The organism is Serratia sp. 2723 (assembly GCF_050434425.1).
Lineage (GTDB): Bacteria > Pseudomonadota > Gammaproteobacteria > Enterobacterales > Enterobacteriaceae > Chania.
Genome location: NZ_JBNDIN010000002.1, coordinates 170,385 through 184,705, shown reverse-complemented (window position 1 = coordinate 184,705; position 14,321 = coordinate 170,385). Strand labels below are relative to the sequence as shown.

General features: G+C 54.3%; 8 protein-coding genes. 5 read left to right on the top strand and 3 right to left on the bottom strand.

All coding sequences use genetic code 11. The features are described 5' to 3' along the window. Both ABIE29_RS03590 and ABIE29_RS03585 read right to left on the bottom strand, forming a co-directional pair. Window positions 1-1,401, bottom strand: coding sequence for a glycoside-pentoside-hexuronide (GPH):cation symporter (locus ABIE29_RS03590; protein ID WP_429616870.1), 1,401 nt, complete (start codon window positions 1,399-1,401; stop codon window positions 1-3). A 193-nt stretch (window positions 1,402-1,594) separates the two neighbouring features. Then, a complete protein-coding gene (locus ABIE29_RS03585) occupies window positions 1,595-2,971 on the bottom strand; it encodes an amino acid permease (protein ID WP_429616869.1) in 1,377 nt (458 codons plus the stop codon). A 607-nt stretch (window positions 2,972-3,578) separates the two neighbouring features. On the opposite strand from ABIE29_RS03585, the gene pdhR reads away from it, so the two are divergent. From pdhR to lpdA, 4 genes are all read left to right on the top strand, one after another. Then, window positions 3,579-4,343, top strand: a complete 765-nt coding sequence (gene pdhR, locus ABIE29_RS03580; RefSeq protein ID WP_021179689.1) for a pyruvate dehydrogenase complex transcriptional repressor PdhR — start codon at window positions 3,579-3,581, stop codon at window positions 4,341-4,343. A 165-nt stretch (window positions 4,344-4,508) separates the two neighbouring features. Next, a complete protein-coding gene (aceE, locus tag ABIE29_RS03575) occupies window positions 4,509-7,172 on the top strand; it encodes a pyruvate dehydrogenase (acetyl-transferring), homodimeric type (protein ID WP_429616868.1) in 2,664 nt (887 codons plus the stop codon). A gap of 13 nt (window positions 7,173-7,185) precedes the next feature. Further along, window positions 7,186-9,051: a pyruvate dehydrogenase complex dihydrolipoyllysine-residue acetyltransferase gene (aceF, locus tag ABIE29_RS03570; protein ID WP_429616867.1), complete on the top strand. Its 1,866-nt coding sequence runs from the start codon at window positions 7,186-7,188 to the stop codon at window positions 9,049-9,051. A 233-nt stretch (window positions 9,052-9,284) separates the two neighbouring features. After that, entirely contained in the window at window positions 9,285-10,709 is a 1,425-nt protein-coding gene (gene lpdA / locus ABIE29_RS03565) for a dihydrolipoyl dehydrogenase (protein ID WP_429616866.1), read from the top strand. Window positions 10,710-10,807: 98 nt separating this feature from the next. Here lpdA and ABIE29_RS03560 read toward each other — a convergent pair whose 3' ends face one another. Then, window positions 10,808-10,930, bottom strand: a complete 123-nt coding sequence (locus ABIE29_RS03560) for a hypothetical protein (protein WP_255518680.1) — start codon at window positions 10,928-10,930, stop codon at window positions 10,808-10,810. Between the two features lie 689 nt (window positions 10,931-11,619). Between ABIE29_RS03560 and acnB the strand changes: the two genes are divergently transcribed. Beyond that, the gene (gene acnB, locus ABIE29_RS03555; protein WP_429616865.1) at window positions 11,620-14,217 is read left to right on the top strand and encodes a bifunctional aconitate hydratase 2/2-methylisocitrate dehydratase; all 2,598 of its coding nucleotides are present in this window, start codon (window positions 11,620-11,622) and stop codon (window positions 14,215-14,217) included. The last annotated feature ends 104 nt before the right edge of the window (window positions 14,218-14,321 follow it).

Here is a 14,321-nt window from a genome sequence, read left to right as displayed (position 1 = left end):
TCAAGAATGTTTGGCTTCGAGTTGTTGTTCGCGGTATTCCGCCAGTTCCTGATAATTGACGCGGCGTTTTTCCAGATCGCTCTGGATCTGTGACATCAGGTTGCGATCCACTTTCAGCAAACGCACCACGCCAGCGGTGATCAGATAGCCCACGCCAGGGATCACGGTAAACAGCAAGACGATACTTTGCAGTGCTCCAGCGCTTTGAGCTCCCGCATCGGCCTGATAGCCGGAGTAGGACATCACGAAACCCACCATCGCCCCGGCTACCGCCAGTCCGACCTTCAGGAAGAACAGGTTACCGGAGAAGCTGATGCCGGTTATGCGCTTGCCGGTTTTCCACTCGCCGTAGTCGTCCACGTCGGCCATCAGCGACCAGTGCAGCGGGGAAGGGATCTGATGCAGGATATTCAGCAGGAAATAGGCCACCACGATCAGCGAGGTCAACTGCGGGTTGAGGAAGTAGAAGCCGCTGGAGAAGAGGGCCAGCACGATGTTGGTCCAGAAGAACACCTTCAGCTTGCAGAAACGGTCGGTTAACGGTTTGGCCAGGGCGCTGCCGATCATCATGCCCACCACGCCCAGGCCGATAAACAGGCTGGCGAATGAGGTGGATTGCTGCATGACGTAGGTGACGTAATACATGGTGGCGGCCATGCGGATAAAGCCAGGGCAAACGTTGCAGAAGGTCAGCAGCAGAATGCGTACCCACTGATCGTTTTTCCACACGTCTTTCAGATCGGCCTTCAGCGCATCGTGAGTAGGCACCGCCGGGCGGATACGTTCCTTAACCGTCGCAAAACAGAACAGGAACATGGCCAGTGCGATCAACGCCATGACACCCATGGACATCTGGTAGCCCTTGGCCTTGTCAGCCCCGCCGAACCATTCTGCCATCGGTAACAGGGTCAGGGAGAGGATGAGCGTCGCGATGCCGACCATGATGAAACGGTACGACTGGCAGGAAACCCGTTCGTGCGGGTCGGCGGTGATCACGCCCCCCAGCGAGCAGTAAGGAATGTTGATGGCGGTGTAAGTCAGCGACATCAGGAAATAGGTGGCAAAGGCGTAAATTACCTTGCTGTTATAGCTCCACTCCGGGGTGGTAAACATCAACACGCTAAACAGCACGTAGGGCAGGGAAACCCATAATAACCACGGGCGGAAGCGGCCGAAGCGGCTTTGCGTTCTATCGGCAATGGCTCCCATGATGGGATCGGTCACGGCATCCAGCACGCGTACTGACAGCAGTAAAATCCCCACCAGCGCCGGGGTAAGGCCAAAGATATCGGTATAGAAGTAGTTGAGGAACAGCATGATTGCGCCGCCGATCATGTTGCAACCGGCATCTCCCATGCCGTAGCCGATCTTTTCTTTTATCGATAGGGCATTGCTCTTCATGGACATTTTCTCCGCGGTGACAGGATCGGACTGTTGGATAACGATTATTGCCCTGTGTGGCGGCGAACTATCAGAAATTAATGGTTGTAGAGATGGACAAATCAGCCACTGCGGAAGAAGTGTGAGCCAGTTGGCAAAATACGCAGGGTAAAAAAAGGCCCGCGCTGGCGGGCCTGAGAAAACGTTTTCAAAATTAACGATTTGTGGCACTGGCTGGCTGTTGGCCACGCTGCTTGATGAAGTAGCCGATGCCGAGAATGGCGATCCACACCGGGATCAGCAGTACGGAAATCTGGATCCCCGGTGTCAGATACATGATCACCAGAATGCCGGCCATAAAGGCCAGGCACAGATAGTTGCTGAACGGATACCAGAACGCCTTGAATTTCGGCTCGACGCCTTCATGGTTTTTCGCCTTGCGGAATTTCAGGTGTGCCAGGCTGATCATCGCCCAGTTGATCACCAGGGCAGACACTACCAGCGCCATCAGCAGCTCAAAGGCACGGCCTGGGATCAGGTAGTTAATCAGCACACACAGCGCGGTTGCCAACGCAGAGAAACCGATGGCAACTACCGGCACACCGCGGCTATCCACTTTCAGCAGGGCTTTCGGGCCATTGCCCTGTTTGGCCAAACCGTACAGCATGCGGCTGTTGCAATAGACGCAGCTGTTGTAGACCGACAGCGCGGCCGTCAGCACCACGATATTGAGCACCGTTGCGACCATATTGCTGTTCAGTGCATGGAAGATCAGCACGAACGGGCTGCCGCCTTCGACCACTTTGCCCCACGGATAGAGTGACAGCAGAATAGTCAGCGAACCGATATAGAACAGCAGGATGCGGTAGATCACCTGGTTGGTGGCTTTCGGGATACTTTTTTCCGGGTTATCGGCTTCGGCGGCGGTAATGCCCACCAGCTCCAATCCCCCGAAGGAGAACATGATCACCGCCATCGCCATGAGCAGTCCCATGGTGCCATTCGGGAAGAACCCGCCCTGGGCCCACAGGTTGGTGACGCTGGCTTCCGGGCCGCCCAGGCCGCTGAACAGCAGGTAGGCACCAAAGACGATCATGCCGATGATGGCGACCACTTTGATAATGGCGAACCAGAACTCCATTTCACCATAGACCTTCACACTTGACAGGTTGATGGCGTTAATGGCCAGGAAGAACACGGCAGCGGAGATCCAGGTGGGGATCTCCGGCCACCAGTACTGCACGTAAATGCCCACCGCGGTCAGTTCCGCCATGGCAACCAGCACGTACAGCACCCAGTAGTTCCAGCCGGACGCGAAACCGGCGAAGTTCCCCCAGTATTTATAGGCGAAGTGGCTAAACGATCCGGCTACCGGCTCTTCTACCACCATTTCACCCAGTTGACGCATGATCAGGAAGGCAATAAAACCGCCAATTGCATAACCAAGGATGACCGACGGACCGGCCATTTTTATTGTTTGAGCGATACCGAGGAACAGGCCGGTACCTATTGCGCCACCTAAGGCGATCAGCTGGATATGGCGGTTTTTCAGGCCGCGTTTCAACTGGTCGCCATGTTGTTGACCATCCATCAATGAACCCCTCTGTGCTGACATAATGCTCATTACAGTAAAGTAATGATTACGATGTGTGTTGTTTTTTGTTTACGACGTTATAGCTATAAATTCCACGGCGTCGCTACCGTTTGGCAGAGAATAATGGTATGTGCGAAAGTTTGCACCTGCTTTGTGGTTCGAATGATGAAGATTGCAGCAGTTTAGGCAACAAAATGCGGGTTGTGTGACGAGCGGGGGAATTGTGTGCACGAAATAAGCAATAACTCACAGAATTCGCAAAAATAATCGCCATTGTTGTTGATTATTTTGTTAACGGATGGTGATCGGTAAACGCGAGTAAAGCAAAAATAACCCTTAATCTCCTTGCCATATAACCCCGGCATTCTAGCTAACCAGAGGTTTCACAAAAGTTAAATTTGGCGGCTACCTCGTAAATGGTATTACCAACGCCGAGTTACTGGTTTGCAAAGGCTTATGGATTGAAGTGTTAAAATGTGCGGCATTCATGATTTCGATCAAGGCCCATATGGACAGGAGGTGAATACTTTGTTACTTTACCGTCACGTTTTTGAAATTGGTATTACCAATTGACTCCGGGCACTTCGCAGAGAAGAAATCACCCATGGCCTACAGCAAAATCCGCCAACCCAAGTTGTCAGATGTTATCGAGCAACAGCTCGAATACCTGATCCTCGAGGGTACGCTACGTCCAGGCGAAAAGTTGCCTCCAGAGCGCGAGTTGGCGAAACAGTTTGATGTTTCCCGTCCTTCTCTGAGAGAGGCCATTCAGCGTCTGGAAGCTAAAGGGCTGCTCCTGCGTCGCCAGGGTGGCGGCACCTTTGTACAAACTAATCTGTGGCAGAGCTTCAGCGATCCGCTGGCTGAACTGTTGGCCGACCATCCTGAATCACAATTCGATCTGCTCGAAACCCGTCATGCCCTCGAAGGTATCGCTGCCTACTATGCGGCGTTGCGTGGGACTGACGAAGATCTGGCGCGCATCCGCGACTGCCATCATGTGATCCAGCAAGCTCAGGACAGCGGCGATCTAGACGCCGAAGCCGACGCGGTCATGCAGTATCAAATAGCCGTGACCGAGGCTGCCCACAACGTTGTGTTACTCCATCTGCTGCGCTGTATGGGCCCGATGCTGGAACAGAACGTTCGTCAGAACTTTGAATTGCTCTACTCGCGCCGTGAGATGTTGGCAACAGTGAGTAGCCATCGCGCCGGGATCTTTGAGGCGATTGTGGCACGCGAACCTGAAAAGGCCCGTGAAGCCTCGCACCGCCATTTGGCGTTTATCGAGGAAATTTTGCTGGATCTCAGCAGGGAACACACCCGGCGTGATCGATCGCTGCGGCGTCTCCAGCAACGCAAGGATTAAGAGTGGTTCTCCTCAAGGCACACCAGCTTGTGGAGATAAAGCTCGGAGTGCTTAGTTAAGTACTTAAGCGGCAACCAAACTGATGAGCCTGTCTTCGTGCGTTTTACGACAGAACGCAGGAAGACAGGCTCCAAACAAACCATTAGACAGATAAGGAATACCACCATGTCAGAACGTTTAAACAATGACGTGGATCCGATCGAAACCCGCGACTGGCTGCAGGCGATCGAATCGGTCATCCGTGAAGAGGGTGTTGAACGCGCTCAGTTCCTGATTGATCAGGTGCTGGGAGAAGCCCGCAAGGGCGGTGTTAGCGTTGCAGCTGGTGCTGCGGCTAACAACTACGTCAACACCATCGCGGTAGAAGACGAACCGGCATACCCGGGCAACCTGGATCTGGAGCGTCGTATTCGTTCTGCCATCCGTTGGAACGCCGTGATGACCGTGTTGCGTGCTTCCAAGAAAGATCTGGATCTGGGCGGCCACATGGCTTCCTTCCAATCTTCCGCGACCTTCTATGAAGTCTGCTTTAACCACTTCTTCCGTGCTCGCAACGAGAAAGACGGCGGCGATCTGGTTTACTTCCAGGGCCACATCTCTCCGGGCGTTTATGCACGTGCCTTCCTTGAAGGCCGCCTGACCGAAGATCAAATGAACAACTTCCGTCAGGAAGTGCACGGTAAAGGCCTGTCCTCTTACCCGCATCCAAAACTGATGCCTGAATTCTGGCAGTTCCCGACCGTTTCTATGGGTCTGGGTCCTATCAGCGCCATCTATCAGGCCAAGTTCCTCAAGTATCTGGAACACCGTGGTCTGAAAGACACCTCTGGCCAGACCGTTTATGCCTTCCTGGGCGACGGCGAGATGGACGAACCAGAATCCAAAGGTGCGATCACCATCGCAACCCGTGAGAAGCTGGACAACCTGGTCTTCGTCATCAACTGTAACCTGCAGCGTCTGGACGGCCCGGTCACCGGTAACGGCAAGATCATCAACGAGCTGGAAGGCATCTTCTCCGGTGCTGGCTGGCAGGTGCTGAAAGTGATCTGGGGCGGTCGTTGGGATGAATTGCTGCGTAAAGACACTAGCGGCAAGCTGATCCAGCTGATGAACGAAACCCTGGACGGCGACTACCAGACCTTCAAATCCAAAGACGGCGCTTACGTGCGTGAGCACTTCTTCGGCCGCTTCCCGGAAACCGCTGCGCTGGTCAAAGATATGACCGACGACGAAATCTGGGCGCTGAACCGTGGTGGTCACGATCCGAAGAAAGTCTTTGCAGCACTGAAAAAAGCGCAGGACACTCAAGGCAAACCAACCGTCATCCTGGCCCATACCATCAAAGGTTACGGCATGGGTGAAACGGCGGAAGGTAAAAACATCGCTCACCAGGTGAAGAAAATGAACATGGAAGGGGTTCATCACTTCCGCGATCGTTTCAATGTGCCAGTGGCCGATGCCGACATCGAAAAACTGCCATATATCACCTTCGAGAAAGAGTCCGAAGAGTACAAATATCTGCACGAACGTCGTCAGGCGCTGCAAGGCTATGTGCCAACCCGCCTGCCGAACTTCACCGAGAAGCTGGAAATGCCAGCTCTGGAAGATTTCAGCTCACTGCTGGAAGAGCAGAACAAAGAAATTTCTACCACCATCGCCTTTGTGCGCGCCCTGAACGTGATGCTGAAGAACAAGTCGATCAAAGATCGCCTGGTGCCAATCATCGCCGACGAAGCGCGTACCTTCGGTATGGAAGGTCTGTTCCGTCAGATCGGTATCTACAGCCCGAACGGCCAGCAGTACACCCCGCAGGACCGCGAGCAGGTGGCGTACTACAAAGAAGACGAGAAAGGCCAGATCCTGCAGGAAGGTATCAACGAACTGGGCGCAGCCTCTTCCTGGCTGGCCGCAGCGACTTCCTACAGCACCAACAATCTGCCAATGATCCCGTTCTACATCTACTACTCGATGTTCGGTTTCCAACGTATCGGCGACCTGTGCTGGGCAGCGGGTGACCAGCAGGCGCGTGGCTTCCTGATCGGCGGGACTTCAGGGCGTACTACCCTGAACGGCGAAGGTCTGCAGCACGAAGATGGCCACAGCCACATTCAGTCTCTGACCATCCCTAACTGCATCTCTTACGATCCGGCTTACGCGTATGAAGTCGCGGTGATCATGCATGACGGCCTGGTGCGTATGTACGGTGACGCGCAAGAAAACGTTTACTACTACCTGACCACGCTGAACGAAAACTACCATATGCCAGCCATGCCACAGGGCGCAGAAGAGGGTATCCGTAAAGGTATCTACAAGCTGGAAACTCTGGAAGGTAGCAAAGGTAAAGTACAGCTGTTGGGCTCAGGTGCGATCCTGCGTCATGTGCGTGAAGCTGCGCAGATCCTGGCGAAAGACTACGGCGTGGGTTCCGACACCTATAGCGTAACCTCCTTCACCGAACTGGCGCGTGATGGTCAGGACTGTGAGCGTTGGAACATGCTGCACCCAACCGAAACCCCACGTGTGCCTTACATCGCTCAGGTGATGAACGAAGCGCCAGCGGTGGCTTCTACCGACTACATGAAGCTGTTCGCAGAGCAGGTTCGTACTTTCGTACCAGCCAGCGATTATCGCGTACTGGGTACTGACGGCTTCGGTCGTTCAGACAGCCGCGAAAACCTGCGTCACCACTTCGAAGTTGATGCTTCCTACGTGGTGGTTGCTGCTCTGGGTGAACTGGCTAAACGCGGTGATATTGAAGCTTCTGTGGTCGCTGATGCGATTAAGAAATTCGACATCAACCCAGAAAAAGTTAACCCGCGTCTGGCATAAGAGGTACTGAACAATGTCTATCGAAATCAAAGTGCCGGACATCGGTGCAGATGAAGTTGAAATCACCGAGATCCTGGTGAAGGTTGGCGATAAGGTTGAAGCTGAACAATCGCTGATCACCGTGGAAGGCGACAAAGCCTCCATGGAAGTGCCTTCGCCGCAGGCTGGCGTGGTGAAAGAGATCAAAGTGGCCGTCGGTGACAAAACCGAGACGGGCAAACTGCTGATGATCTTTGAAGCAGAAGGTGCGGCCGCTGCCGCACCAGCCGCCAAGGCAGAAGAAAAACCGGCCGCGGCTCCTGCTGCCGCAGCCAAAGACGTTGAAGTGCCAGACATCGGGGCGGACGAAGTTGAAGTCACCGAGATCCTGGTGAAAGTTGGCGATACCGTGACTGCCGAGCAGTCGCTGATCACCGTAGAAGGCGACAAGGCTTCTATGGAAGTGCCTGCACCATTCGCCGGTACCGTGAAAGAGATCAAAATCAACACCGGTGACAAAGTGAAAACCGGTTCCCTGATTATGGTCTTCGAAGTGGCTGGCGCGGCTTCTGCTGCCCCTGCTGCTGCGGCTACCCAGGCGGCTCCGGCTGCTGCCCCTGCGGCAAGCGCGGCGAAAAACGTCGCAGTGCCAGACATTGGCGGCGACGAAGTAGAAGTGACCGAAGTGATGGTGAAAGTGGGCGATAAAGTTGCCGCTGAGCAGTCACTGATCACTGTTGAAGGTGACAAGGCTTCGATGGAAGTTCCGGCTCCGTTCGCGGGCACTGTGAAAGAAATTAAAATCGCTACCGGCGACAAAGTGAAAACCGGTTCTCTGATCATGGTGTTCGAAGTGGAAGGTGCTGCACCTGCCGCTGCTCCGGCCCAGAAAGCAGAAGCAGCTCCGGCTCCGGCCAAGCAGGAAGCCAAAGCGGCTGCACCTGCTGCTGCTGGTAAAGGCGAGTTCGCTGAAAACGACGCGTACGTTCACGCTACCCCAGTCATCCGCCGCTTGGCGCGTGAGTTTGGTGTTAACCTGGCGAAAGTGAAGGGCACCGGTCGTAAAGGCCGTATCCTGCGCGAAGACGTTCAGGCTTACGTGAAAGACGCGGTCAAACGCGCCGAAGCTGCTCCTGCCGCTACCGGTGGTGGCCTGCCAGGTATGCTGCCGTGGCCGAAAGTGGACTTCAGCAAGTTTGGTGAGATCGAAGAAGTTGAACTGGGCCGCATCCAGAAAATCTCTGGTGCCAACCTGAGCCGTAACTGGGTCATGATCCCGCACGTGACTCACTTCGACAAGACCGATATCACCGATCTGGAAGCGTTCCGCAAACAGCAGAACGACGAAGCTGCCAAGCGTAAGCTGGACGTGAAGTTCACCCCGGTGGTGTTCATCATGAAAGCCGTTGCCGCTGCCCTGGAGCAGATGCCACGCTTCAACAGCTCACTGTCCGAAGATGGCCAGAAGCTGACGCTGAAGAAATACATTAACATCGGCGTGGCGGTAGATACGCCAAATGGCCTGGTGGTTCCGGTATTCAAGGATGTGAACAAGAAGAGCATCACTGAGCTGTCCCGCGAACTGATGGCGATCTCCAAAAAAGCGCGTGACGGTAAGTTGACCGCAGGCGAAATGCAGGGCGGTTGCTTCACCATCTCCAGCCTGGGCGGTATCGGGACAACTCACTTCGCGCCGATCGTTAACGCGCCGGAAGTGGCTATCCTGGGTGTCTCCAAGTCTGCGATGGAGCCAGTCTGGAACGGTAAAGAGTTCACACCGCGTCTGATGATGCCAATGTCGCTGTCCTTCGACCACCGGGTGATTGACGGTGCTGATGGTGCGCGCTTTATCACCATCATCAACAACATGCTGGCCGACATTCGCCGTCTGGTGATGTAATGAAAAAAGGGCGCAGCATGCTGCGCCCTTAGTAATTCAGTAGCAGTTTTGTCGGGTTTTGCATGACTCGGCAGAATTGTTGGGACACGGGTCACTCGAACGCGCTTTGCAGATTATTAACAATTCTGTAAACTGCTCGCGGTGTATGCGTCCCGGTGGATGAAGGGCGTTATGAGATCGACTAGCAATAAAAATGACGTCTGACCCGCCGGACAACTAATTAAGAGGTCATGATGAGTACTGAAATTAAAACTCAGGTCGTGGTACTTGGGGCGGGCCCTGCAGGTTACTCTGCTGCTTTTCGTTGCGCTGACTTAGGTCTTGAAACCGTTCTGGTTGAGCGTTACTCCACTCTGGGCGGTGTTTGCCTGAACGTAGGTTGTATCCCTTCCAAAGCGCTGTTGCACGTTGCCAAAGTGATCGAAGAAGCCAAGGCGTTGGCCGAGCACGGCATCGTTTTCGGCGAGCCGAAAACCGACATCGACAAAGTGCGTGTCTGGAAAGAGAAAGTCATCAATCAGCTGACCGGTGGTCTGGCTGGCATGGCTAAAGGCCGCAAAGTGAAAGTGGTCAACGGCCTGGGTAAATTCACCGGTGCCAACACGCTAGTGGTTGAAGGCGAGAATGGTGCCACCACCATCAACTTCGACAATGCCATCATCGCTGCGGGTTCCCGTCCGATCCAACTGCCATTTATTCCTCATGAAGATCCACGTGTGTGGGACTCCACCGATGCACTGGCGCTGAAAACCGTTCCAGAGCGCTTGCTGGTCATGGGCGGCGGTATCATCGGCCTGGAAATGGGCACCGTATACCATGCACTGGGTTCACAGATCGACGTGGTTGAAATGTTCGACCAGGTGATCCCGGCAGCAGACAAAGATGTGGTGAAAGTCTTTACCAAGCGTATCAGCAAGCAGTTCAACCTGATGCTGGAAACCAAAGTGACCGCGGTAGAAGCCAAAGAAGACGGCATCTACGTCACGATGGAAGGTAAAAAAGCCCCTGCAGAACCACAGCGCTACGACGCGGTGCTGGTAGCGATCGGTCGTGTGCCGAACGGTAAACTGCTGGATGCTGGCCAAGCCGGTGTAGAAGTTGACGAGCGTGGCTTTATCCACGTCGACAAACAGCTGCGTACCAACGTGCCGCACATCTTCGCGATTGGTGACATCGTCGGTCAACCGATGCTGGCACACAAAGGCGTGCATGAAGGCCACGTGGCGGCTGAAGTTATCGCCGGTCTGAAGCACTACTTCGACCCGAAAGTGATCCCATCCATCGCCTACACCGAGCCAGAAGTGGCATGGGTAGGGCTGACCGAGAAAGAAGCCAAAGAGAAAGGCATCAGCTACGAAACGTCCACCTTCCCGTGGGCAGCTTCAGGCCGTGCTATCGCTTCTGACTGTGCAGACGGTATGACCAAACTGATCTTCGACAAAGAAACTCACCGTATCATCGGTGGCGCGATTGTCGGCACCAACGGCGGCGAGCTGTTGGGTGAAATCGGTCTGGCTATCGAGATGGGTTGTGACGCAGAAGATATCGCGTTGACCATCCACGCTCACCCAACCCTGCACGAATCCGTGGGCCTGGCAGCAGAGATCTACGAAGGCAGCATCACCGATCTGCCAAACCCGAAAGCCAAGAAGAAGTAATTTCTGCGGTTGATCAGGTTGATAAGCGGCTCCTGTAAAGGGGCCGTTTTTATTTGGTGAGTAGCGGATAAAAGGCCGCTCAAAGAGCGGCCAGTAGCTTACTTGTTCTGGAGTACGACGTTGAAGATCAGTTGGTTGCCGGAAACTGACCAGCCACCTTTACTGACGCCAAACACCGATCCCAGTACAATGAGCAGGATAATGAGTGATCTCCCTTTCATTGCGCGTTCCTTGTGGAACCACGACCACCGCGACTTCACCGGGAAAGCCCCGGTGGAACAAGCACTTGGTAATGCTTGTATCGCAGTAGTTGCAGCACTGTTCTCAAGCCCGATGACCGGCTGCTAAACCGGTAGAACAGACCCAAAATCAGAGTACATAAAACAGCGTTTTTTTGCATCAAATTGGTTGATTTTTTAACCATATTTACGCAGAATGGTGGAACTTGGTAGTGCTTGTATCGTTCTTTAACGATGTAAAAAATCCGTTCGGTGCCTGCTAACACCGCGCGGATACAAAAGAACCGTCTTTATGGCGGTTTTTTTGTGCCCAATGCCCGCCAATTTCCCCCAACTCTATCAATAACCATTGTAAAAATATGGATGTTATGTTGTGCTCATTGGGCTGAGATTGCTGTTGTGCCGTAACGAACCCAAGCCCGTCCCGCCTGCTTTGCAGCCGATTACGCTGCGGTCAACGATTCAGCAAAGATTTAATGTTGCTTTTATGTGAACGAATTAACAACCGATTCAAATCCTGATATGCTGGCTGGGCGGAACCGGGCACTGTACCTTACTTACAGTCCAGGATATCGACAGCAAGTGCCCCGTCAAATATCGCCGTGCGCTAAACCCGGTTTGAATATAAAACGCCAGGCACAATAAATGACAATGAGAGCGAGGAGAAAGTCGTGCTAGAAGAATACCGTAAGCACGTGGCCGAGCGTGCTGCAGAGGGCATCGCCCCTAAGCCATTAGATGCGACACAAATGGCAGCGCTGGTTGAATCATTAAAAAATCCGCCAAAAGGCGAAGAAGAATTTCTGTTGGACCTGCTGATTAACCGTGTACCACCGGGCGTCGATGAAGCCGCCTATGTCAAAGCAGGTTTTCTGGCAGCCGTCGCCAAAGGCGAAGCCACTTCCCCCCTGGTTACCCCCGAAAAAGCCATTGAACTGCTAGGCACCATGCAGGGCGGTTACAACATTCATCCGCTGATCGACGCGTTGGATAACGAAAAGCTGGCACCGATTGCTGCCAAGGCGCTTTCCCATACGCTGCTGATGTTTGATAACTTCTACGATGTAGAAGAGAAAGCCAAAGCCGGTAACCCGCACGCTAAACAGATCATGCAGTCCTGGGCCGATGCCGAATGGTATCTGTCACGCTCACCGTTGGCGGAAAAGATCACCGTGACCGTGTTCAAGGTGACTGGCGAAACCAACACCGACGATCTGTCACCTGCTCCGGATGCCTGGTCACGTCCAGATATCCCATTGCATGCGTTGGCAATGCTCAAGAGCGAACGTGAAGGTATTTTCCCGGATCAGCCGGGCAGCGTTGGCCCGATCAAACAGATCGAACAGCTGAACAAGAAAGGTTTCCCGCTGGCCTACGTCGGTGACGTGGTCGGTACCGGCTCTTCCCGTAAATCTGCCACCAACTCGGTGCTGTGGTTTATGGGTGACGACATCCCTTACGTGCCGAACAAGCGCGGTGGCGGTGTGGTGCTGGGCGGCAAGATTGCGCCAATCTTCTTTAACACTATGGAAGATGCTGGCGCGTTGCCAATTGAAGTGGACGTCTCCAACCTGAACATGGGCGATGTGATCGACATCTTCCCGTATAAGGGCGAAGTGCGTAATCATGAAACCGGCGAACTGGTTGCCAGCTTCGAGCTGAAAACCGATGTGTTGCTGGATGAAGTGCGTGCCGGTGGCCGTATCCCACTGATTATCGGCCGTGGCCTGACCACCAAGGCGCGTGAAGCGCTGGGTCTGCCGCACAGCGAAGTGTTCCGCATTGCCAAGCCGATTGCGGCTAGCAGCAAGGGCTTCTCGTTGGCGCAGAAAATGGTTGGCCGTGCCTGTGGCGTTGCTGGTGTTCGCCCTGGCGAATACTGCGAACCCAAGATGACCTCGGTAGGTTCACAGGATACCACCGGTCCGATGACCCGTGACGAGTTGAAAGATCTGGCTTGCCTGGGCTTCTCTGCCGATCTGGTAATGCAGTCGTTCTGTCATACCGCCGCATATCCGAAACCGGTGGACGTCACGACTCACCATACGCTGCCGGACTTCATCATGAACCGTGGTGGCGTTTCGTTGCGCCCTGGCGATGGTGTGATCCACTCCTGGCTGAACCGCATGTTACTGCCGGATACCGTCGGTACCGGTGGCGACTCCCACACCCGCTTCCCGATCGGCATTTCCTTCCCGGCCGGTTCTGGTCTGGTGGCCTTTGCTGCCGCGACCGGTGTGATGCCGCTGGATATGCCTGAGTCGGTGCTGGTGCGCTTCAAAGGTAAAATGCAGCCGGGTATTACCCTGCGTGACCTGGTGCACGCCATTCCTTACTACGCGATCCAGCAGGGCCTGTTGACCGTAGAGAAGAAGGGTAAGAAGAATATCTTCTCTGGCCGCATTCTGGAGATCGAAGGTCTGCCGGAACTGAAGGTCGAGCAGGCGTTTGAGCTGACCGATGCCTCGGCAGAACGTTCCGCCGCCGGTTGTACCATCAAGCTGGATAAGGCACCGATTGCCGAATATCTGAGCTCCAACATCGTGCTGCTGAAGTGGATGATCTCGGAAGGTTATGGCGATCGCCGTACCCTGGAACGCCGTATTCAGGGGATGGAAAAATGGCTGGCGGATCCGCAGTTGCTGGAAGGCGATGCGGATGCAGAATATGCCGCCGTGATCGAAATCGATCTGGCCGATATCAAACAGCCAATCCTGTGTGCGCCGAACGATCCGGACGACGCGCGCCTGCTGTCCGACGTGGCCAACAGCAAGATCGACGAAGTGTTTATCGGTTCCTGCATGACCAACATCGGCCACTTCCGTGCGGCGGGTAAACTGTTGGATCAGCATAAAGGCCAACTGCCAACCCGTCTGTGGGTGGCTCCGCCAACCAAGATGGACGCAGCGCAATTGACTGAAGAAGGCTACTACAGCGTCTTTGGCAAGAGCGGGGCGCGTATCGAGATCCCTGGCTGTTCACTGTGTATGGGTAACCAGGCACGCGTGGCGGACGGTGCGACCGTGGTTTCCACCTCGACCCGTAACTTCCCGAACCGTCTGGGTACCGGAGCCAATGTTTATCTGGCTTCCGCGGAACTGGCTGCAGTGGCTTCACTGCTGGGCCGTCTGCCAACGCCTGATGAGTATCAGACCTATATGGCACAGGTCGACAAGACGGCGGCGGATACCTACCGCTACCTGAACTTCGACCAGTTGACCCAGTACACGGAAAAAGCCGACGGTGTGATCTTCCAAACCGCGGTGTAATTCGGTACCGAGTTAGCATCATTACGGGGAGCCTTTGGGTTCCCCGTTTTTTTGTGATCGTCTCCCGCCTATGTTGATTTTAACTAATTGATTAATATTTATTT